The following is a 22,233-nucleotide window of genomic DNA, read 5'->3' as shown; positions in this document are numbered from 1 at the left end:
TCCGCCCGATACATAAGCATCGGGTCATGCCGGGTGGAAAGGTGCTGACTATTGTTTTTTGTTGTTGTTTTTTCTGTTATTCGTTGACTGACTCGTCCATCTCATCCAGCCGGACCAGCAGCTTTCTCATCAGGCTTTCGAGCTGCTTTTGCTCACCAGATTCAAGCACGGAGCAAAGCACATGGAGGCTATGGTGCTGCGGTGGAATCAGTTGACCAAGAAATGCTTTGCCTTCTTCTGTCAGATGCAGATGCAGGCAGCGTCTGTCGCTGCTGCTCTCGCGTCGTTCAATCCAGCCTCTCTTCTCCAGATCGTCGGCAATGCGCGTTGCATTGGTGCGCGACGATCCCAGTGCAGCGCTGAGTTCAGAGGGCTGAATGCTATAAGACTCCTGAGATTCCAGCGTCAGCAATGCCATGAAAAGGGTTTCATTGATGCCCTGTTCTTTCAGAATTCGGTTTCTGTGTTCCAGGATTTTGCCCTGTACGTGCATGAATAAACGCAGCAAGAGTACTTCCTGACGCGGGAAGTCGGGCTTACGCGAAGCACGCAGGTCGAGCATTTGTTCTATAGGAGTGAATGAACTGTCCATTTTTTATATAAACCTCATTAATCACGGAGTGCATAGTAACTAATGTTACTAACTGGGTAAACGGCATTAAGGTGGGAAATTGTGCTTATTTCTGTGACAGAAAGTAAGCGGATAATCGCTTAAAATGAAGATTATTCGCCACTTATTTTATTTAAATCAAAATGTTAATTGATAATTCGCACTGTGGATTCAAAGCAGTTTAAAGGCGACTCCGTAGCAGAGCGCGCCCAGTAACGTCGACAAGACGATACTGCGGGTTTTATAAAAACAGGCGGTCAGCGTAATAAAGCCTACCATCGTTGGCAGCAGCTTTTCGTGATGCGTGAGGATATCCGGCACGCTGGAAACAATCAGCAGCGCACAGATAGAAGCGATGCCGATGCTATCAAGCAATAGCGCTTTTTTACCGCGTTGCAGCGAACCGGAAGCGCGTGAGGCGCTCAACCGCAGGGGAAGATAGCGGAAGAGGTAGTTTACCAGCCCGACAATCAGCCCGATAAGAATGACTTCTGTGCTCATACGTTCACCTGTGGCGTGGCAGGGTTAACCAGTGAAGCCAGGCAGCCGCTGAGAATGCCGAGCAGTATTGCGGCCGGGATGGAGGAAAGCAGTAAACCAAGCAGCGCGCCACCGAGTGCGCAGGCGACGACCAGGCTCTGTTTCCGCCTGAAAGACGCGAGTAAAAAGCTCAGGAACAGTGCAGGCAGCATGAAAGACAGCGCCGCTTCAACGGCTGGGTAATCATTCAGCGGGCCGTTACCGAACACGGCTCCGATCACCGTGCCGAGCACCCATGAAAGCCACGCGAGTAGTGACACACCCATCATCCACTCTTCTGACCAGCGTCGGTTGTCTTTCGCCAGTCGGGTCGCTGCGGCGGCAAAGACTTCATCCGTCAGGCCAAACGCCCAGAGCGCCGTTTTTCGCGTCGGTAGCCGTTGTGTAATGCGATGCCGTAACGCGGGTCCATACAGCACATGGCGGACATCCATTGCCATGACGGTCAACGCTGCCACCCAGATGGACATGCCCGCGCTGAGCAGGGCAGTGATGACGAACTGGCTGGCTCCGGCGTAAATAATGCAGGAAAGGAAAATGCCTTCCAGCGGGGTAAACCCTAGCTTCACGGCGTTCATGCCAAACGCGAAGGCCACGGGCATATAGCCGATAACAATCGGCAGACTGTCAAATACGCCTTCGCTAAAAGACGCAGACTTTGTCGATACCGATGATGCGGGTGTAGTTGGTGTCGGTAATGTCTTCACTGGCTTGATATTTTTTGTACTTAAAGGGAATTAACCGGTAACACTAGCAAAGCGTTACCGGAATTTCACGTTATTACGGAACGGGCGTGATAGTCTCTGGCGGAATTTTCTCATGAGAAACGGTCTTAAATGAGAGGATCTCCACCGTGATCATTTAGAATGCGATAGTTGCACCTGTGAAGGTCTACAGCGCCGCCATCGCTTCCTGCGTTTCGTGATGATGGCTTCGCCACCACACCAGTAGGTTCAATAGGCTGATAATGCCGCCTGCGGCACAGACGCCCAGCCAGCCCCACTGCTGGTAAGCTGAGGCTGAAAGGAGCGATCCCAGTGCACCGCCGATAAAATAGCTGGTCATATAGCCTGCCGTCAGGCGATTACGTGCTTCGGGCATCATACGGTAGATCACGCTCTGGTTGGTGACGTGTACGCCCTGAACGGCCAGATCCAACACGATGATACCTATGAGCAGCGCCGCCACCGAATGAATACCGAGTGCGATAAAGCCCCATGACAGCAAAAGCAGGATAATCCCCACGCTGGTGGTTGGCTTGGCCTTGCCCTGATCGACTAAACGCCCGGCACGTGATGCCGCTAATGCTCCGGCTGCACCGACCAGTCCAAACAGGCCGATAACGCCTTCGGAATAACCGTATGGCGGAGAGGCCAGCAGGAAGGCCATTGACGTCCACAGAATGCTGAAATTGGCAAAGGACAAACAGCCCAGAATGGCGCGCGTGCGCAGCAGCGGAGTGGCAGAAAACAGGCGGAAGATTGAGACGAGCAACTGTGGGTAGTTCAGCGTGTTTTGCTGAGGAATGCGCGGCAATGCCCGCCACAGAATCAGCGCCATGATGACCATCAGCGTGCTGGCAACCCAGTACACGGTGCGCCAGTCGCCGAGTGAAGCAAGCGCACCCGCGACGGTGCGCGCCAGCAGAATCCCCAGCAGCAGGCCACTCATAATCGTGCCGACGACTTTACCGCGCGTTTCCGGCGTCGCCAGCGTCGCGGCGAGAGGCACCAAGAGCTGTGCGACAACGGAGAACAGACCGGTTAATGCTGTACCGGCAATCATGATCCAGAGCGTGGGGGCAGAGGCGGTGATCAGCATCCCACCTGCGGCGAGCAACGTCATGCCGACAATCAGCGTTCGGCGTTCAAACATATCCCCCAGCGGAACCAAAAACAGCAGGCCGATGGCATAACCCAACTGTGCGGCGGTGACAATGAACCCTGCCTGATTAACGGAAAGCGCAAAGACTCTGGCAATGGTCTCCAGCAGCGGCTGGGCATAATAGTTGCTGGCGACGGCAAGGCCGGTCGCGACAGACATAATCAGGGTCAAAGACAAGCTAAGCCCCGGTTGAGGCTGGGGTGATACAGATTGTTGCTGAAGAGACATAGTGTGAACGTTAATATGATGTTAAAAGCAGAAGGTACAGTATCCGGCAGAGCTTAATGAGATACCAGAATATCTTTACGCTCCTTAAGGTTGTTTTGTTTTTCCTGGGATTGATTTAGCTTATCGCCAACGTTATACGACTACCGACAGGGGACATTATGTTTAAGCATTATCAGGTGTTTAAGAAAAAAAGCGTTGCAGTGTTAATGGGGTGTGCACTTCTGCCAGCAGCAGTGCTGTGGTCGATGGGCGCGCAGGCGGTCACGGCGGTCTACGTCTCTGCTGCTACAGATGGTGTGATTGATGCCTACACACTCAATACGCAAAGCGGCGAATTAACCGCTATCGGCAAAGCAGCCGCAGGTGCGAAAGTGATGCCGATGGCCGTTAGCCCGGATAAATCCTTCCTCTATGCCGCCACACGCGGTATTCCTTACTCGGCGGTTAGCTATAAAATCGATCCTAAAAGCGGGACGCTGAGCCCGTTAGGCAAAGCGGAATTGCCGGACAGCATGGCCTACATCTCGACGGACCGCACTGGAAAGTGGCTGTTCAGCGCGTCGTACGGCGGTAATAAAGTCGCGGTTAATGGTATTGATAACGATGGCAAAGTGAACGCGAGCGCGGTCACGGTGGTGCCGACGGGCGAGAAGGCACACAGTATTATTGCCGATCGCCAAAATAAGTTCGTCTTTGCCAGCAATCTTGGCAGCGACCAAATCGTACAGTTCCGATTTGATGCAAAAACGGGCACGTTGACGCCGAATGAGCCAGCAGAAATTAAGCTGCCTGAAGGAAACGGGCCGCGCCATCTGGTGTTATCACCAGATAATAAAACGCTCTACGTGAGCAATGAGCTGTCTGGCAAAGTCGCGCGTCTGGCGCTAAATGAAAAGACGGGGCAGCTTACGTTACTGGATTACACGGACACCGTGCCAGCGGATGCGGGGATGCGAGCGGGAACCATTACACCGGATAAAAATAGCACCGACAGCCGCCCACAGATATGGAGCGCCGATTTACGTCTGACGCCAAATGGGAAATTCCTGTACGTATCGGAACGTACTAAAAGCACGATTGCGCTACTGCGGGTGGAACCAAAAACGGGTCAACTGAAATACATCACGCGCTACCCGACGGAAATGCAGCCGCGCGGCATTCAGATCGATCCAAGCGGGAAATTCCTGATCGCCAGCGGTGAAAAATCGACGTCGCTGTCGGTGTATCGCATCAATCAGGATAACGGGGATTTAGTGCGAGTCGGGCAATATCCGACCGGGAAAGGCGCGAACTGGGTCGACATCGTTAACCTGCCGTAATTATCGCCCATCAATGAAAAACGCCCCTTTCCTGCGAAAGGGGCGTTTGCTTACAGGTGATTATTTCGCAGCATCGGCGGCGGTTTTCACCCAGCCGTCAAACAGCTGCTGGTGGGCTTTGATCCAGCCATCAACATGACGTTCGATATCTTTCTGTGAACCCTGGCCTTCGTGCATACGCAGGTTCTGCGCATTCACATCGGCAATCGGTAACTTCATGATGGCGAACAGCTTCGCCGCTGCTGGGTTTTTCTCGGCCCATGCTTTATTCGCGGCAATCTTCATCGTGTTGACGGGGAAGCCATAGTCGGCACCGTTTGGCAGCTTCGTGCTGACGCCTTTCATTTCTCCCGGTTGAGAAGAGAAAGGCACCTGCAACCAGACGACGTCACGTCCCGGAACCAGCACATCACTCACCCAGTACGGCGTCCAGGTGTAGTACAGAATCGGCTTGCCTTCTTTATAGCGGGTGATGGTATCGGCGATCATCGCCGCATAGTTGCCCTGATTATGTTCTACCGTGTTGGTTAAGCCATAGGCAGGAAGGTGGTGGTTGATGGCGGCTTCACATCCCCAACCCGGCGTACAGCCGGTCAGGTCGGCTTTTCCGTCGCCGTTGGTGTCAAACAGTTTGGCGATTTTCGGATCTTTGAGCTGCGCGATATTAGTGATTTTATATTTCTCAGCCGTTTTCTTATCGATCAGGTAACCCTGAGCGGCACCGGAGACATATTCACCCTGACGGTAGAATTTCGCATCCCCGCCTGCGGCTTTGTACTGATCGGCGTGCAGCGGATCCCAGTTAACCGCGATAAACGTGGCATCGCCAGAGGCAATCGAGGTGTAGGCTACGTTGTAGTCCACTTCACGGGGGGATTGCACGTCATAGCCCAGCTTTTCCAACGCGCGGCTGACCAGCAGCGTCTGGAACGTTTCCTCGGAGATGGTGCTTTGCACTGGAATAACGGAAATACCTTTGCCGGGTTGTGCGGTATCGGCGGCGTAAACCTGCGTACTCAACAGGGTAGTAGTCAGGGCGGCAGCCCAAAGTGTGGTGTTACGCATCATGATTCCCTCTGTTTTTATCGTGCGTTGATATCGTAAATATTGCTGATAAAACGAATAGTGAATGTCGCCGCTTGTCTGACGTGAGCCAGACAAACGGGACGAGCGTTATTACTTGATGAAAGGGCGGGTCAGCAGGCCAATCGGGCCGCTGGCGTACCAGCTTTTGTTGCCTTTGCTGCGACGATCGCGCCCCAGTGACTGGGTTAGACGGTCAAGAATAATGGCCAGAATGACGATCCCGACGCCACCGACGGCAGCCAGACCCATATCCAGACGACCAATGCCGCGCAGCACCATCTGACCCAGACCGCCTACGGCGATCATCGAGGCGATAACCACCATTGACAGCGCCAGCATCAGCGTCTGGTTAACCCCCGCCATGATGGTCGGCATGGCCAGCGGGAGCTGAACCTTAAACAGCATCTGGCGCGGGCTGGCACCGAATGACTCGGCGGCCTCAATCAGATCGGCGGGCACCTGACGAATACCCAGAATCGTTAAGCGAATAATCGGCGGCAGAGCAAAGATTATCGTCACCACGACGCCCGGCACATTACCGATACCGAACAGCATGACGATAGGCACCAGATAGACGAACGCGGGCGTCGTCTGCATGGCATCCAACAGCGGCCGGATGAACTTCGCAGCCCGTTCGCTACGTGCCAGCCAGATCCCGACGGGGAGCCCGATGAGCACGCAGAAGAACAGCGCGGTCAGCACCAGCGCTAACGTGATCATAGCCTGCGACCAGGCACCAATCGCGCCAATCGCAATGAGAGACAGCAGGGTCGCCACGCCCATGCCGAGGCTGGACATCTGCCAGGCAAGCAGCGAAAACACCAGAATAGCGATTGGCGCAGGCATACCGAGTAAGAATTGTTGAAAACCACCCAAAATAAAATCAACCGGGACGCGAACACCCTGGAAGACCGGTCTGAAGTGCAGTACAACCCAGTCGATGCCGTGGGTGACCCAACTGTCCAGCGGGATCAGCGTGTCTTTAAACGGATCGAGCAGATTGAAATGATCGGGGGTCGCCGGGGCAGCGCTGTTTAACCAGTCACTGCCGGATTGCGTAGCCTGGTGCGCGGCGTCGACAGAACCATCGGATGCCGGAGCACTGCTCCACGCATCGCCGCCATTAGCGGGCGCATCCTGAGCGGGGGCGCCCGTTGACCAAGGGTTGCTCTGTGCTGCACTGTCAGGCGTAGCCCCCTCATTCGCCGGTGTAGAACTGGCTGGTGCAGAATCGGCTGGGGCATTTTGCGAACTGGCCGCCCACGGATCGCTTTGCGCGGCGCTATTACCCTGCTCAGAGAGTGTGCCTTGATCGGCAGGCTGGTTTTGTGCCGTGGTCGCATCCCACGGATTCGATGTTGATTTACTCATTGGTCACTCCTTCCTTATCCAGTGCCTGTAGCAGCATTCCTTTGGAAATGATGCCTATGTACTCATGGTTTTCGCCGACGACAGGAACGGCACAGGGAGCCTGTGCGACCTGAGAAATCAGCTCGTTGAGTGACATATCTGCGGGCACGGGAACAGGTTCGGGCAGTAACGCCTGTTCCAGCGGCTGCTGTTCTTTCAGCGCCTGCTTCAGTGAATCAATCGAGACGACGCCAATAAAGCGTTTCCCACCTTCCAACACGTAACCGTAATCACGGTCTTCATCCTGAAGGATTTTCAGCGCGGAACGCGGCCCCACGCCAGGGGTTTTACGAATCAAGGTGACCGGGCGACGACGGGCGATATCTTTGGCGCTAAATACGTGGCTGATATCGACACCGCGGAAAAAGGTGCGTACGTAGTCGTTGGCCGGGTTATTCAGGATTTCATCAGGTGTACCGACCTGAATCACTTCACCGCCATGCATGATGGCAATTCGATCACCGATGCGCATCGCTTCATCCAGATCGTGCGAGATAAAGATGATTGTGCGTTGATGACGGGACTGGAGTTTGATCAACTCATCCTGCATTTCAGTACGGATTAGCGGGTCGAGCGCGGAGAACGCCTCATCCATCAGCAGGATATCGGGGTCGTTTGCTAACGCACGAGCCAAACCGACACGCTGTCGCATGCCGCCGGACAGTTCATCCGGGTAGGATGCCGCGTAAGCTTCAAGCCCTACCTGTTGCAATGCATCCAGCGCTTTTTGCTCACGTTCCGCTTTCGGTACGCCAGCCAGTTCCATACCAAACGCGGTATTGTTGAGGATGTTTAGATGCGGCATTAGCGCAAAGGATTGGAACACCATACTGATCTTCTTGCGACGCACGTCGCGCAGCGCGGCATCGGATATCCTCGAGATATCCTCGCCGTCGATCAGTACCTGACCCCGAGTGGGTTCTATCAGACGATTGAGAAGGCGTACCATGGTAGATTTGCCGGAACCGGATAATCCCATGATGACAAATATCTCGCCTTCTTCAATGGCCAGACTGGCATCTTTTACCCCAACAGTAAGCCCTGTTTTTTCAAATACCTGATCTTTGCTCAGGCCTTTATCAATCAGTTTAAATGCTCTGTCTGGGTGCTCGCCAAATATCTTATAAAGATTCTTTACTTCAAGTTTAATTGCCATGAAATTATTGTTTTCCTGTGTCGTTTATAATTCTATAACGTAACCCTGATAATGATTAGACATAATCTACCCTACCATACTCAGATTCTGAGACAACCCTTTATTGCCTCAGCGATGTCTCTCGTTAGATCAATATTAGCAATAGTGACAACACGATTATCGCTACGTTATCTTCATGATTTATGTGATCTTTATGATTTTTGGTTTGAAGGGGAATTCTTTTTATAACAGTGTGTTACCTGTTGATTTTTACGTATTGGATTAGTCGCTGATATAACCTTTTCTGATTGTGAATACCTTGCCATTTATAGTGAATTCCACTAATCGAATAATAGGGTAAATAAGTCACGATTTTTGTCTTATAGACACTCGAATAGGCCGACGTAAGTACATTTTTTACTTATGATATCTGTCGGTATTTTATACAGTATAGCAAAGATATAATGGGCAAAATAATTGCGTTAATTTTTGCCAATAAATGAGAGTGTTCTGAATAATATATTTGTCATATATAGAGGATAACGCCATCGACAAGTGGATGTTTTGAGTGTTTTTAAAAATTGCGAAGCGACGCCAGAAAGAAAAATAAGGACATTGTCAAAAGAAAGGTATTTTGGTTATCTGCTCATCTGATTTCTGCTAAGGAAAAGCTAAAAGTGGTCACTTGGGAATACCATGATTTCGACGACTATATAGGGAGCGGTGAGTTGCTTATGCGTCAGTTTATCGTTGGTGGCATGGTATATGCCATCGGCTTCCAGAGACTCCAATCAGTGGACGAATTGCTTAATAAAGGGATTGATGAGAAACATAACATACCTGGTTTTCAAATGCCCCAGACGGGTCTTTGGACGGTGGCTTTTGATAAAGTTGAGAATCAGGAGTGTTTGGAAGCTTATCAGCATGTTGAACTCAATTCAGGACAAATTCTAAAGGTGATTACGTCGGTTGCTAGAGCGATTTTTGACCACTACAATGTTTCTCGATCAGGGGCTTATTATTGGTGCGCTGCTCCCGACCTTTCGGGGAAAAGGAAAATTGATCTCACTGATTTATATGATGGTTTGCTCGGGTTAGCAGGGAAAAACAGGTTTAACATTCGTATCCCCGGTATGCAGTCATTTAATCAACTAGGCTCAGACAGGAGAAGCTATGTCATCCTCACACGATATTACGACGTTAAGTCTTCAGGAACAGGCATTTTTCGCCTTGGGGAAAAAACTGCAAATGGCGGCGCGTGATGTGATAAAGCGTAAGCTGGCTTCTGGTGAATACGTGCTTATTGATGGCAAATATTATCTCGCCTCAGATGCCCCTAATCTGGTGGATAAGCCGATTACTGGGAACTGAAACAAGCGCATAGTGCTGCGCTTGTTTTCTGTATTGCTACTCACTCATCAGGCTGACGTGGGCGGCGACAATACGCCAGCCTTCCGGCATTTTTATCCAGGTTTGCATTTGGCGACCGATCTTCGTACTGCCTTCGCGGGTAAATTCCGTGCTGGCGACGGCCATATCATGACCATAAGCGGTGATGACCGTATTACGCAGAGTTCTGTCCAGACCGGCAGAGGGGCGAGCGAGGCGAAAGGCGCGGATTTCCTCGATTCCGTACAGATTTTCTCCCGCACCATAGCGCACCGTTTTTTCATCGTGCCAGAACAGCTCATCCAGCACCGCAACGTCATTACTCGTTAAGGCTTTCTCATAGCGATAGAACGCGGCGGTCACGTCTGCCAGCACATCCGGCTGATTGATATCGTCAGGCAACATATTTTCTTTCCTCATAAGGTATAGGTGATGCCCTGCTGCTCCAGCGCCCATGCCGTCCGCAGGCAAAGATCCTCGCGCCACGGTGCGGCAATAATCTGCACGCCTATCGGCAGGCCGCTCGCGGTCGCCATCGGTACCGTCACAACGGGCAGCCCGACAAAAGAGATCGGCTGCGTCAGCATGCCCATACTGGCGCGGACGGGCAGATCGGTATCATTAATGTGCATGGTTTCCTGCCCGATGAGCGTGGCGGAGCAGGGCGTCGCCGGGGCGATCAGCAGGTCGGTGTGCTCAAACAGCGCCAGTGTCTGTTGACGGAAATAATGACGGAAGCGCTGAGCCTGCACATACCAAGCGGCGGGGATCATGGCGCCAGCCAGCAATCGCTCGCGTGACAGGGGCTCGAAGCGCTCAGGTTGTGAACGTAAGGCTGGCAAATACTGGTTGCCTCCTTCGCTGGCCGACAGAATAAAGGCGGCGCTACGTGCCAGAGCGGCATCGGTTAACGTCAGGCTGTCTTGTGCGCCCAGCAATTGTGCGATCTGGGAAACGGCGGTTTTTGCCTCTTCGCTGGCCCATGTGGAGAAGTAGCCATCAAGCACCGCGTAGCGTAATCCGTCGCTGCCAGCTTCCAACTGTGAAGCGGTATGTTGCATTTCCCGCCTGGCCTGAAAACGATCATGTTCATCATGACCTTGTAAGGCGTCGAACACCCGTGCCAGATCGTCTGCACTACGCGCCAGCGGGCCGATATGGTCGAGGCTGGCGACAAACGGGTGGCTGCCGTGGCGTGATAAACGACCAAACGTCGGCTTCAGCCCGAAAATGCCGCATAACGACGATGGCACGCGGATCGAGCCATTGGTATCGCTACCCAGCGTGAAGTTAACCAAGCCTGCTCCTACCGCCGCCGCCGATCCCCCGGATGACCCTCCGGCGATGCGCTGTGTGTCGAGTGGGTTACGCGTGGGGCCGTAATGGCTGTTTTCGGTGGTAAAGCCGTAGGCATAGGCGTCCATATTCAACATACCGGACAGCAGCGCGCCCTGATTAGCAAGCTGACGGATGGCAAAAGCGTCCTGTGCCGCAGGTGGTCGCTGGCTGAAAAGCTCGGCACCTGCCAACGTGGTTTCTCCGCTGACGTCAAACAGGTTCTTGACGGCGTAAGGCACGCCAGCTAACGCGGGCAAGGTTTCCCCGCGTTGACGGCACGTGTCGATACGTTCAGCCTCTGCCAGCATGCGTTCGCTGGTGACATGGGTGTAGGCATTAATGGTGGGGTTGGCTTGCTCAATTGCGCCCAGCGCCTGCTGTGCAAGCTCCTTGGCGGAGAATGTGCCAGCCTGCAAACCTTGCTGAATCTGCCGGATAGATAACGGTGAGGACGCGCTCCTGGCGTATAAACTCATAATGTATACACCCCGGCAATTTCCTGATGTTCATCAAGAGGGAATTCCATTAACGGCTGCGCCATAGCGTGAATGCGGCTGAATTGTACCAACAGCTCCTGACGCCGCTCCTGATTCAGTTGCAGCGTCAGCAGCGTTTCCATGTGCTGAAGATAAGCGGCCAGTGTGTCGCTATCGATAGAGTGCGTCGTCATGCATATTCTCCCAGTTGATTCATGATTAGAAGCCCGCCGCGCTGCCGTTGCTGCGTGGATCGAAGGCACCTTCCAGCATGCCGTTGGTGTGACGTACGATGGCACCCGCATGGCCGACCGTTTCACTAAAGCTCCCCAACAGCTCGACGTCGTGACCTAACTGACGCAGGGCATCGACGGTCGCGGGTTTAAAGCGATCTTCGATTTTCAGCGTATCGGAAGCCTGTCCCCAGGTACGGCCCAGCAGCCAGCGCGGGGCGGTAATCGCCTGTTGCAGCGGTAGCCCTTGCTGGATATGACGGATGAAAATGGCCGCCTGCGTCTGCGGTTGTCCGTCTCCGCCCATCGAGCCGTAGACCATTGTCCGCCCGTCCGATAAACGTGCGGCGGCGGGGTTTAAGGTGTGAAACGGCTGTTTACCAGGCTCTAATGCCAGCAAATGTGCTGGATCGAGACTGAAAGAGGCTCCGCGGTTCTGCCAGAGGACGCCCGTTCCCGGCAAGACCACGCCGCTGCCAAACTCGTGGTAAATACTTTGAATGAAAGACACACACAGGCCGCTGCTGTCGCATACGCCCATCCAGACGGTGTCACCGGGGCCTTTGCCTTCGCCCCACGCTGCGGCTTTGCGGGTATCGACCTGGCGCGCCAGCACGCCGAGCGCATCGCTTTCCAGCAGCGCCTGAACGTCCTGCGTCATCAGTTTGGGATCGGTAATAAAGCGGTCACGCAGGCCAAACGCCAGTTTGGTCGATTCGACAATGCGGTGGATCGTCTGGCTATCGTTCAGATCTTCCATGTCTAAATGATCGGTCAGGCCGAGAATGGCGAGTGATACCAGACCCTGTGTCGGCGGCGCGAGGTTATAGATATCGCCTTTACTGTGTTTTAGCACCAGCGGCGTTGTTCGTTTGGCGCGGTAATTTGCCAGATCGTCCGCCGTCAGCGGCATACCGAGCTGCGCCATCTGTGCCGCGAGACGGGCAGCGACGGAACCGCGATAAAAACTGTCCAGCCCTTCAAGGCTCAGTGTTGTCAGGGTATCGGCTAAATCCGGCTGTGTGAAACGGCTGCCCGCACGCGGAATATTCCCCTGTGGCATAAACAGCTGGCTAAAGGCCGGAGAATCGCTCAGTTCGTGGTAGCGCTGGGTGAGCGCATCTTCCTGCGATTGTGTGACGGGAATACCGTCCGCCGCATAGCGAATCGCGTCAGATAACAGACGAGCCAGCGGCATCGGTGTACCGCCCATTTCTTGTGAGAACGTCAGTGCTTCCTGCCAGCCACCAACGGTGCCCGCGACGGTCAATGCGGATTTGGGGCCACGGTGTGGAATACGGCTTTCGCCTTGATAATATTCACGGCAGGCCAGCGACCCCGCTGCCCCGCTGGCGTCAATGGCGATGGGTTCGCCGTGTGGGGGAACAATCAGCCAGAAGCCGTCGCCGCCGATCCCATTCATATGTGGATACACCACGGCGATCGTTGCTGCCGCCGCGACCATGGCTTCAATGGCGTTCCCACCTTCACGCAGAACGGCCAACGCGCTGGCACTGGCTAAATGATGAGGTGCTACCGCCATACCCAGCGGGGCGGTGTTGCTTTGCATCATTTTAAGATTCCTTTTTTGTGTAAGGTTAGTGTGAGTTGCTCTATTAACCCTAGCTACAAGCAAACGGCGTTCCAGTTTTTCAGGGTGGTGGAAAGTCCGTATGCGGTGCCGGAAGGGGTATCTATATCATTCTGACAATCCTGTGCTATGTTCTGCGACATGAAACAAACGTTACAGCAGCGCAACGGGTGAGAGACGATGATGCAAATAGATGAACGATTACGGGATCGCTACGGCGAGCTTTCACCACAGGAACAGCGCGTCGCGGATTTCATCTTCGATCACTTTGACGATTTAATTAGCTACAACAGCGCCGAGCTGGCGCGGCTGAGCGGTGTTTCCAAAGCGACGGTTAGCCGGTTGTTCAAACGGCTGGGCTACCCCAGCTACCGCGATATGCGTGATGAACTCAGAACGTTGCGCCAGAGCGGGATGCCGTTGGCGGATAACCGGGATGCCGTGCAGGGGAATACGCTACTGGCGCGGCATTACAAGCAGGAAATGGCGAACCTGACGCAGTGGATAAGCCAGATTGACCCCGTGCAATTTGGCGCGGTGATTCAGGCGCTGATGCAGGCGCAGCGCCTGTGTCTGGTTGGGTTGCGTAATAGCTATCCGGTGGCGCTGCACCTGCGGCAACAGTTGCTCCAGATTCGCCAGCAGGTTACGTTGCTGACGCAGCCAGGGCAGACGCTATCCGAAGAATTAGTGGATCTCACTGCGCAGGATGTCGTGATTGTGGTGGCTTTTCGCCGCCGCCCGCGCCTGATTCAGCCGCTATTGGCGCAGTTGCAAAAGCGCGGTGTGCCTGTGCTTTTGCTGTGTGAACCTCAGGCCAGTACGCTAATGTCGCTGGCAACCTGGTCGCTGTACGTCCCGTTGGACAGCGTCTCGGCGTTTGATAGCTATTCCTCCGCCATGAGTTTGGTGAATGTGATCAGTAACGCGCTATTACATGAAATGCTGCGTGACGGACGCCAGCGCATCCACCAGATCGTGGATCTTTATGGTGAGTTGGATGAGCTTGAGCAACGCTAATGGTGCGTTAACTTGGTGCTTCTGCACTTTAATGGTGCGTCTTGACTGGTTGTTATATAGCCATGCAGATCGTTTCGAGCGTGATAACACCGGATTATTTTTGTGACGCAGCGCTGTGGATTGTTTCTCGTTGTTATCTGTTCATTGGCGTAAAAAATTATGATGAGAAATGTGGGTTATCCCGAATGAGCAGCATGGACGCTGCGAAAGCCTGTGCCGCGTCTGGAGCGCGTCACAGGCGGTTCGACAGGATGACACGCGTTTCGAATGTACCGCGTAGCGGCATAATTCACGCCGAAAGCCAGGGTTCGTAGGGCGGCGGCGACTGAGCCGCCCTACGTCGGGCGTGGTGCGTGAGTTGCATAAATTCTCTTTCTATAATCACGCCCGAAACTGTTCACCAGTATTCCATATCCACAGCTATGTCATATTTCAGCACGATTCTCTGACCTTCTACGTTGTTCTTTATCGTCAAGGGTAACCACGTAATCTGGCATGCTCCTTGCTTACTATCTGTAACGATAGTTTCAATATTTATTTTTAAGAATCTTTCGTTTCAATTACACTAACCGGGGGCAGAGACGATGTTGATCAATAAACTGGGCATCAAAAAAGGGTTACTGGCGGTGATGGGCGCGGCAATGTTACTGGTTCAGGCCGGTAGCGCGATGGCCGATCAGTTGCAGGATATCGAGAAGCGCGGTGTGTTGCGTGTCGCCGTCCCGCAGGATTTCCCGCCGTTTGGATCGGTAGGGACGGATCTGCAACCGCAGGGCTATGACATCGATATCGCCCGTTATCTGGCGAAAGAGATGAAACTAAAGTTGCAGCTGGTTCCGGTAACCAGTGCTAACCGCGTACCGTATCTGCAAACCAACAAAGTTGATCTGGTGATCTCCAGTCTGGGTAAAAATGCCGAGCGTGAAAAAGTGATCGATTTCAGCCGCGCCTATGCGCCGTTTTTCCTCGGCGTATTTGGGCCGAAAGACAGCACGCTGACATCATCAGACGCGCTGGAAGGCAAGAGCATCGGCGTCACGCGCGGTGCAGTAGAAGACATGGTGCTGACGGATATCGCGCCGAAGGCCGCACAGATTAAGCGCTACGAGGATAACAACACCACGCTGTCGGCGTACCTGTCCGGGCAGGTGGAATATGTTGCAACGGGTAACCTGGTGGTAGCCGCTATCGCCGAACAGAATCCGACGAAAGCACCAGTAGCGAAGTTTATGCTGAAAGATTCGCCGTGCTATATCGGGCTGAAAAAAGATGAGCCCGCGCTGAAAGCGAAAGTCGATGCGTTGATTGAGCAAGCGCTGAAAGACAACACGCTCAATGGCCTGTCGGAAAAATGGCTGAAAGCGCCGCTGCCAGCCAGCATCAAAGCGTAACGGGAGCACGCCATGACCTATCAGCTTAATTTTTCCGCGCTGTTGCCGTTCTGGCCTGAGCTGTTGGCGGGGTTGTGGGTCACCATTGAGCTGACGGTCATGGCAACCCTTGGCGGCATTGCCATCGGCATCTGTGGTGCGGCCTTGCGCAGCGGCAAGCCTACCCTGCTGAGTCGGCTGTGGGGAATCTACGTCGAGCTGATCCGCAATACGCCGTTCGTGGTGCAGCTGTTCTTCATCGTCTTTGGTTTACCGAGTCTGGGCTGGAAGCTCACTGCCGGGCAGGCCGCGCTATTGGCAATGCTGATAAACCTCGGTGCGTACAGTACCGAGATAATCCGCGCGGGGATTCAGGTGACGCCAAAAGGCCAGTGGGAAGCCGCCCGTGTGCTGGGGTTGACGCGGATGCAGACTTTCCTGCGTGTGATTCTGCCGCCCGCGCTCCAGCGGATTTATCCGGCGCTGGTTAGCCAGTGCATCATCGTCATGCTGGGATCGTCGGTGGTGTCGCAGGTTTCTTACGAGGAACTGACTTTTGCCGCCAACCTGATTCAGTCTCGTACATTTTTGAGCTTTGAAGTGTATCTGGCAACCACACTGTGTTACCTGATGCTGTCTGTTCTGATGCGACAACTCTTACTGCTGGCGGGTCGGCGTTTTCTGGGGAATCAGTCATGATGACATTTACCGACTGGGATATTGTTCGCAACCTGCTGCTGGCGGCACGTTGGACACTACTGCTGTCGCTGACGGCTTTCATCGGCGGCGCGATAGTGACCTTTCCGCTGATGCTGCTGCGGTTGACTAAACGCAAATGGCCGACGCGCTTTGTTCATTTGTATTCAGAACTGTTTCAGGGCACACCGCTGCTGATGCAGCTGTTTCTCGCCTTTTTCGGGCTGGCGCTGTTCGGGATTGATGTGAGCCCGTGGACGGCGGCGGCACTGGCGCTGACGTTGTTTACCAGCGCCTTTCTGGTGGATATCTGGTGCGGCAGCGTGGAAGCGTTGCCGAAAGGGCAGTGGGAAGCCTCTCGCTGTCTCGGACTGGATTTCGGCCAGACACTCTATCGGGTGATTGCACCGCAGGCGATGCGTATCGCCATCGCGCCTACCGTTGGGTTTTCCGTGCAGGTGATTAAAGGCACCGCACTGGCGTCGATCATCGGATTTATCGAACTGACCAAAGCGGGAACCATGTTGAATAACGTGACCTATCAGCCGTTTAAAGTGTTCGGATTGGTGGCGCTGGGCTATTTCCTGATGTGCTATCCGCTCTCTTACTACAGCCGCTATCTGGAGAAGAAATTCAATGCCGCTCATCACCATTAATCAGGTTCAAAAATATTACGGCCAGAACCATGTCCTGAAAGGTGTGGATTTGGATATCGAAATGGGTGAGGTCATTTCGATTATCGGACGCAGCGGCTCTGGCAAGAGCACGCTACTGCGCTGTATGAATGGCCTGGAAGGCTATCAGGACGGCAGCATCAAACTGGGCGGCATGACCGTCACCGACAGGGATTCGCAGGCGCGCGAAATCAGCCGTTCGGTTGGAATGGTGTTCCAGAACTTCAATCTGTTCCCGCATATGACGGCGCTGGAAAACGTGATGCTGGCACCGCGCCGCGTGCTGGGAAAAAGCCCGGCGGAGTGTCGTGAGCTGGGTGAACAGATGCTTAACAAAGTAGGGCTAGGCGAGCGTCTTCACTACTATCCCGCCAATCTGTCGGGGGGGCAGCAGCAGCGCGTCGCGATTGCCCGCGCATTGGCGATGAACCCAAAAGTCCTGCTGTGTGACGAAATTACCTCGGCACTCGATCCTGAATTGGTCGGTGAAGTGCTGAAGGTGTTGGAACAGCTGGCCGCCGAAGGCATGACGCTGATTCTGGTGACGCATGAAATGAATTTTGCCCGTGAAGTGGGTGACCGGGTGGTATTTATGCATCAGGGCACCGTCTGGGAGCAGGGCGACAGCAAAACGCTGTTTGCTAACCCGCAAACGCCGGAATTGAAACAGTTTATCGCCTCGGTCCGAGGACTGTCAGAAGCGTAGTGATCCTCTTTGAAAGGGGATGATAAACAAGAATTTGGAGCCTATAACCATGAACAGCGAACTGTACGCGCAAATTAATCCTCCTCATCGTTTATTGATGGGGCCGGGGCCGATCAACGCCGATCCGCGCGTATTACGGGCAATGGCCAGCCAGTTGGTCGGTCAGTATGACCCTGCGATGACCAACTACATGAATCAGGTCATGGAACTCTATCGCCAGCTTTTCCGCACGGAAAACCGCTGGACGATGCTGGTAGACGGCACTTCGCGAGCGGGGATTGAAGCGATTCTGCTGTCGGCGATCCGCCCCGGAGACAAGGTGCTGGTACCCGTGTTTGGTCGTTTTGGTCATCTGCTGTGCGAGATTGCCCGTCGCTGCCGTGCTGACGTTCATACCATCGAAGTACCGTGGGGCGAGGTGTTCTCACCAGACCAGATCGAAGAGGCGATCAAAGCGGTACGTCCGCGTTTACTGCTGACGGTACAGGGCGATACCTCGACCACCATGCTGCAACCGCTGGAGGAACTGGGCGAGATTTGCCGCCGTCACGGCGTACTGTTCTATACCGATGCCACCGCGTCTTTCGGCGGCAACCCGCTGGAGACGGATAAATGGGGGCTGGATGCCGTCTCTGCCGGATTGCAGAAGTGTTTGGGCGGCCCCTCTGGCAGCTCACCGATCACGCTCAGCCCGCAAATGGAAACGGTGATCCGTCGGCGCAAATGTGTCGAGCAGGGGATCCGAACGGACGCGCATCAGGACGGCGATGACGAGATGATCTATTCCAACTATTTCGATCTGGGCATGGTGATGGACTACTGGGGGCCGGAACGCCTGAACCATCACACGGAGGCAACGAGCATGCTGTTCGCCGCCCGCGAGTGTGCCCGAACGATCCTCGAGGAAGGGCTGGATCGCAGTATTGCTCGCCATGCGCTGCACGGCAATGCGCTGGTGGCGGGGGTTCAGGGAATGGGACTGGAAACCTTTGGCAATCTTAAACACAAAATGAATAACGTGCTGGGCGTGGTGATTCCTGACGGTGTTCACGGCGAACAGGTGCGTAAGCTGCTGCTGGAAGACTTCGCGATTGAGATTGGCACCTCGTTTGGCCCGCTTCAGGGCAAAATCTGGCGTATCGGCACGATGGGCTATAACGCGCGGAAAGACTGTGTGATGCAAACGCTGACGGCACTGGAGGCGGTACTGAATCGCCTTGGCTTCCGCACGGTACAAGGCGAAGCCTTGCAGGCTGCCTGGAATTGCTACGCGGCGAATGAGGGACATGCATGAGTGAAATTCTGATGTTGCCCGCTGTCGCACAAGCCGCTGCTGAGCAGATTATGTCACGCTGTCATGCGCTGGCCGACATTAGCGAAACGCCCGGCCAGTTGACTCGCGTTTATCTGTCGCTGGAGCACCTGCGTGCCAATGCGCAGGTGGGAGAATGGATGCGCGAAGCGGGCATGAACGTCTGGCAGGATAGCGTTGGCAATATTTGTGGCCGCTATGAAGGCTTAACACCGGATGCGCCAGCGCTGCTGCTCGGTTCGCATCTGGATACGGTGCGCAATGCCGGACGATATGACGGCATGCTGGGCGTATTGACGGCGATTGAAGTGGTGCGCGCATTTCATCAGCAGGGGAGGCGTTTGCCCGTAGCGCTGGAAATTATCGGCTTCGGCGATGAGGAAGGGACGCGTTTTGGTATTACGCTGCTGGGCAGTCGAGGGCTAACGGGCACCTGGCCGGAGAGCTGGCTGGATTGTCAGGATGCTGAGGGCATCAGTGTGGCACAGGCGTTGACCATTGCGGGGTTGGATCCGCTTGAGGTGGCGCTGGCGGCGCGTCCGGTCAGTGACATCACCGCCTATCTGGAATTGCATATCGAACAAGGGCCGTGTTTGGAACAGCAAGATCTGGCGCTGGGCGTGGTCACTGCAATCAACGGTGCGCGGCGACTCAATTGCACGTTCCTCGGACTGGCAGGGCATGCGGGTACGGTGCCGATGACGCAGCGACAGGATGCGCTGGCGGCGGCGGCGGACTGGATGGCGCAGGCTGAGCGGGTAACGCGAGAAAGCGATCCTCATCTGGTCGCGACGTTTGGCACGTTGCAGTGTTTACCGGGTGCGGCTAACGTCATCCCCGGTGAAGTGAAGATGACGCTGGATATTCGTGGACCGGAAGATGCACCGCTGGATGCATTGCTACAAAAACTCCTGACACTGGGACAGGCTATTGCGCACCAGCGCGGCTGCCAGTTCAGCGCCGAAGAGTATTACCGTATTGCGGCAACCCGCTGCGATCCCGCGTTGCAGTCGGTACTCAACGAGGCGGTGACGCAGGTACAGGGGAAAACCCTAATGCTGCCAAGCGGCGCGGGGCACGACGCCATCGCTATCGCCGAACGCTGGCCTGTAGCGATGTTATTCGTTCGTTGTCGCGGCGGTATCAGCCACCATCCTGACGAATCCGTGACCACCGCGGATGTCGCGCTGGCGCTAGCGGCGTTCTATCAGGCGGTGCTCTATCACGCCTCTGCACAAGCGACAGCCACATTAATTACAACGTAAAGCGGTCGGCATCGCGCCAGGCGGGGAAGGACTCCCGGTAGCTTTGCAGCGCTTCCAGCGACAGCTCGGCGTCCAGACAGGCGGACTGGTTGGGGGCGGCAGAGGCCAGAATTTCCCCTTGAGCATTAATAATCAGGCTATCGCCACGGTAGCTGTGGCCGTTGCCGTCGGTGCCGACGCGGTTACAGCCTGCAACGTAGGCCTGATTCTCAATGGCGCGTGCTGCCAGCAGCGTCTGCCAGTGTGTCGCGCGAGGCGCAGGCCAGTTAGCGACATACAGCGCCAGATCGTAATCCTGTCTGTTGCGCGACCATACGGGGAAACGCAGGTCGTAGCAGATCATCGGGCAGATGCGCCAGCCGCGCCATTCAAGGATGACTCGCTCTGTTCCCGCCTGATAGTGGTGGTGTTCATCCGCCATGCGAAACAGGTGGCGTTTATCGTAGTGATACACCTCGCCGTGTGGATCGACCAACAGGAAACGGTTCACCGCGCCTTTTGGCGTGTTCACGGCGACGCTGCCGCCGATCAGCGCATTGGTTTTCCGCGCCCACTGGTGCAGCCACGCTTCTACGACTGACTGATCCAGACTGCCTCTGGCGGCTTCCATCGCGAAGCCGGTAGTGAACATTTCCGGCAGTACGATGACATCACGCCCTGTCATCTCCGCCAATAAGGTGTCGAAGTGGCTGAGATTGGCCTCCCCATCACGCCAGACCAGTGGTTGTTGCAGCAATGAAATCTTTAAAGTCGACATAAACGCTCCGCCGCGGCATCCAACGTTGCTTCCTGTTTAGCAAAGCATAGTCGAATCAACGTGTGTGGGAACGGATCGGCGCAAAAGACGGACAGCGGAATGGCGGCAACGCCAACGTGCTCGGTCAGCCAACGGCAGAAGCTGACATCGTCCAGATCGGAAATCGCCCGATAGTCCGCCAGCAGGAAGTAGGTGCCTTCGCAGGGCAGAATGTCAAAACGGCTGCCTGCCAGCGCCTTGATGAAACGATCGCGCTTCGCACGGTAAAAATCAGGGAGTTCGCGCCAGTGTTGTGGCTGTTCACGCAGCATATCGGCGATGGCGAACTGGGCGGGGGTGTTCACGGAGAACGTCAGATACTGATGAACCTTCCGTACTTCCGCACTCAATGCTGCTGGTGCGACGCAGTAGCCGACTTTCCAACCCGTCATGTGGAACGTTTTGCCAAATGATGAGACGGCGATGGCGCGTTGGCGCAGCGATGGGTGTGCCAGCACGCTGGCGTGCCCTGCGCTATCAAAGCAGATATGTTCATAGACTTCATCGCTCAGCACGAAGATGTCACGCGCCGCAATTGCCTGCCACAGTTGCTCGAAATCGGCCTTCTGCCAAACGGTAGCGGACGGGTTGTGCGGTGTATTCAGGATGACCAAACGAGTACGGTCGCTTAGCAAACTGGCAAAATGCGGCCAGTCCACGCGAAATGCAGGCGGCTGCAAGGCGATGCGCTTGAGTACGCCGCCAGCCAGTGTGACGGCAGGTGCATAGCTGTCATAGCTGGGATCGAAACAAATCACTTCGTCGCCGGGTCGCACCAGCGCCGCAATGGCGGCAAACAGCGCTTCGGTTGCCCCCGCAGTGATGGTGACTTCGCTATCGGCATCGGGTCGCCAGCCGTACAGCTCTGCGGTTTTTTCGGCAATCACCTGACGCAGCGGTGCAATGCCAGTCATCGGCGCATATTGGTTTGCGCCCTGACTGACGTGATATGCCAGCCGCTGTTGTAAATAGTCCGGGCCGTCAAAATCAGGGAAACCTTGTGATAGATTGATGGCCTGATGCTGTTGGGCCAGTGCGCTCATCTGGGTAAAGATGGTGGTGCCCAGCGAAGGCAGTTTACTGTCGGGGATTAACGCGGCGCTCATAAGCGGATAGGACTCCTGCAAGCCTGTATTGCTTGGTAATATAACATGC

At 54.8% G+C, this 22,233-nt stretch carries 23 protein-coding genes; 10 read left to right on the top strand and 13 right to left on the bottom strand.

The window, feature by feature from the left end; translation table 11 throughout:
* Positions 1–76: 76 nt before the first annotated feature.
* The 4 genes from mprA to KKH3_RS15285 form a co-directional block, all read right to left on the bottom strand.
* Positions 77–592, bottom strand: a complete 516-nt coding sequence (gene mprA, locus KKH3_RS15300; protein WP_014916439.1) for a transcriptional repressor MprA — start codon at positions 590–592, stop codon at positions 77–79.
* Between the two features lie 189 nt (positions 593–781).
* Entirely contained in the window at positions 782–1,111 is a 330-nt protein-coding gene (gene ygaH / locus KKH3_RS15295) for an L-valine transporter subunit YgaH (RefSeq protein ID WP_039361156.1), read from the bottom strand.
* Entirely contained in the window at positions 1,108–1,857 is a 750-nt protein-coding gene (locus tag KKH3_RS15290; RefSeq protein ID WP_039361153.1) for an AzlC family ABC transporter permease, read from the bottom strand. The genes ygaH and KKH3_RS15290 overlap by 4 nt, the downstream gene beginning before the upstream one ends.
* A gap of 184 nt (positions 1,858–2,041) precedes the next feature.
* Entirely contained in the window at positions 2,042–3,262 is a 1,221-nt protein-coding gene (locus tag KKH3_RS15285) for an MFS transporter (protein ID WP_039361150.1), read from the bottom strand.
* Between the two features lie 158 nt (positions 3,263–3,420).
* On the opposite strand from KKH3_RS15285, the gene KKH3_RS15280 reads away from it, so the two are divergent.
* Positions 3,421–4,581, top strand: a complete 1,161-nt coding sequence (locus KKH3_RS15280) for a lactonase family protein (protein ID WP_039361148.1) — start codon at positions 3,421–3,423, stop codon at positions 4,579–4,581.
* A 60-nt stretch (positions 4,582–4,641) separates the two neighbouring features.
* Here the strand turns inward: KKH3_RS15280 and proX are convergent, their stop codons facing one another.
* The 3 genes from proX to proV form a co-directional block, all read right to left on the bottom strand.
* A complete protein-coding gene (gene proX / locus KKH3_RS15275; protein ID WP_039361145.1) occupies positions 4,642–5,646 on the bottom strand; it encodes a glycine betaine/L-proline ABC transporter substrate-binding protein ProX in 1,005 nt (334 codons plus the stop codon).
* Positions 5,647–5,757: 111 nt separating this feature from the next.
* Positions 5,758–7,038, bottom strand: a complete 1,281-nt coding sequence (proW, locus tag KKH3_RS15270; protein WP_039361144.1) for a glycine betaine/L-proline ABC transporter permease ProW — start codon at positions 7,036–7,038, stop codon at positions 5,758–5,760.
* Entirely contained in the window at positions 7,031–8,233 is a 1,203-nt protein-coding gene (proV, locus tag KKH3_RS15265) for a glycine betaine/L-proline ABC transporter ATP-binding protein ProV (RefSeq protein WP_039361142.1), read from the bottom strand. Before proV ends, proW begins: the two co-directional genes overlap by 8 nt.
* 560 nt (positions 8,234–8,793) lie before the next feature.
* Between proV and KKH3_RS15260 the strand changes: the two genes are divergently transcribed.
* Positions 8,794–9,474 (top strand): hypothetical protein, encoded by a 681-nt coding sequence (locus KKH3_RS15260; protein WP_076995035.1) that lies wholly within the window; start codon positions 8,794–8,796, stop codon positions 9,472–9,474.
* Positions 9,461–9,583, top strand: a complete 123-nt coding sequence (locus KKH3_RS22525) for a hypothetical protein (RefSeq protein ID WP_268807938.1) — start codon at positions 9,461–9,463, stop codon at positions 9,581–9,583. Before KKH3_RS15260 ends, KKH3_RS22525 begins: the two co-directional genes overlap by 14 nt.
* Before the next feature lie 36 nt (positions 9,584–9,619).
* Here the strand turns inward: KKH3_RS22525 and hpxZ are convergent, their stop codons facing one another.
* From hpxZ to KKH3_RS15240, 4 genes are read right to left on the bottom strand one after another with little or no spacing between them, the layout of a single operon-like run.
* Entirely contained in the window at positions 9,620–10,006 is a 387-nt protein-coding gene (gene hpxZ / locus KKH3_RS15255) for an oxalurate catabolism protein HpxZ (RefSeq protein ID WP_039361139.1), read from the bottom strand.
* Between the two features lie 11 nt (positions 10,007–10,017).
* Entirely contained in the window at positions 10,018–11,415 is a 1,398-nt protein-coding gene (locus KKH3_RS15250; protein WP_039361136.1) for an AtzE family amidohydrolase, read from the bottom strand.
* The gene (gene hpxX, locus KKH3_RS15245) at positions 11,412–11,609 is read right to left on the bottom strand and encodes an oxalurate catabolism protein HpxX (RefSeq protein WP_039361134.1); all 198 of its coding nucleotides are present in this window, start codon (positions 11,607–11,609) and stop codon (positions 11,412–11,414) included. Before hpxX ends, KKH3_RS15250 begins: the two co-directional genes overlap by 4 nt.
* A 25-nt stretch (positions 11,610–11,634) precedes the next feature.
* Entirely contained in the window at positions 11,635–13,221 is a 1,587-nt protein-coding gene (locus KKH3_RS15240) for a gamma-glutamyltransferase family protein (RefSeq protein ID WP_039361131.1), read from the bottom strand.
* A gap of 198 nt (positions 13,222–13,419) precedes the next feature.
* Here KKH3_RS15240 and KKH3_RS15235 point away from each other — a divergent pair, with 198 nt between their 5' ends.
* From KKH3_RS15235 to hpxK, 7 genes are all read left to right on the top strand, one after another.
* Positions 13,420–14,259, top strand: coding sequence for a MurR/RpiR family transcriptional regulator (locus KKH3_RS15235; protein WP_039361129.1), 840 nt, complete (start codon positions 13,420–13,422; stop codon positions 14,257–14,259).
* 605 nt (positions 14,260–14,864) lie between these two features.
* Entirely contained in the window at positions 14,865–15,650 is a 786-nt protein-coding gene (locus KKH3_RS15230; protein WP_039362499.1) for a transporter substrate-binding domain-containing protein, read from the top strand.
* Between the two features lie 12 nt (positions 15,651–15,662).
* Positions 15,663–16,328: an amino acid ABC transporter permease gene (locus KKH3_RS15225; RefSeq protein WP_039361127.1), complete on the top strand. Its 666-nt coding sequence runs from the start codon at positions 15,663–15,665 to the stop codon at positions 16,326–16,328.
* Entirely contained in the window at positions 16,328–16,981 is a 654-nt protein-coding gene (locus KKH3_RS15220; protein ID WP_085996940.1) for an amino acid ABC transporter permease, read from the top strand. The genes KKH3_RS15225 and KKH3_RS15220 overlap by 1 nt, the downstream gene beginning before the upstream one ends.
* Positions 16,962–17,705 carry an amino acid ABC transporter ATP-binding protein gene (locus KKH3_RS15215; protein ID WP_039361124.1) on the top strand — a complete coding sequence of 248 codons (744 nt, stop codon included), beginning with the start codon at positions 16,962–16,964 and terminating at the stop codon, positions 17,703–17,705. The genes KKH3_RS15220 and KKH3_RS15215 overlap by 20 nt, the downstream gene beginning before the upstream one ends.
* A 49-nt stretch (positions 17,706–17,754) precedes the next feature.
* On the top strand, positions 17,755–18,999 hold the full coding sequence (locus tag KKH3_RS15210; protein WP_039361121.1) for a pyridoxal-phosphate-dependent aminotransferase family protein: 1,245 nt from the start codon (positions 17,755–17,757) through the stop codon (positions 18,997–18,999).
* Positions 18,996–20,282 carry an allantoate amidohydrolase gene (gene hpxK, locus KKH3_RS15205; RefSeq protein ID WP_039361118.1) on the top strand — a complete coding sequence of 429 codons (1,287 nt, stop codon included), beginning with the start codon at positions 18,996–18,998 and terminating at the stop codon, positions 20,280–20,282. The genes KKH3_RS15210 and hpxK overlap by 4 nt, the downstream gene beginning before the upstream one ends.
* Here hpxK and KKH3_RS15200 read toward each other — a convergent pair.
* Positions 20,272–21,039: an amidohydrolase gene (locus KKH3_RS15200; protein ID WP_039361117.1), complete on the bottom strand. Its 768-nt coding sequence runs from the start codon at positions 21,037–21,039 to the stop codon at positions 20,272–20,274. The two genes, hpxK and KKH3_RS15200, sit on opposite strands and share 11 nt — an antisense overlap.
* On the bottom strand, positions 21,027–22,184 hold the full coding sequence (locus tag KKH3_RS15195; protein ID WP_039361114.1) for a pyridoxal phosphate-dependent aminotransferase: 1,158 nt from the start codon (positions 22,182–22,184) through the stop codon (positions 21,027–21,029). Before KKH3_RS15195 ends, KKH3_RS15200 begins: the two co-directional genes overlap by 13 nt.
* Positions 22,185–22,233 lie beyond the last annotated feature (49 nt).

The organism is Pectobacterium actinidiae (assembly GCF_000803315.1).
Lineage (GTDB): Bacteria > Pseudomonadota > Gammaproteobacteria > Enterobacterales > Enterobacteriaceae > Pectobacterium > Pectobacterium actinidiae.
Note: the sequence above shows the minus strand (reverse complement) of the source record. Positions and strands in the feature narration are given on the sequence as shown.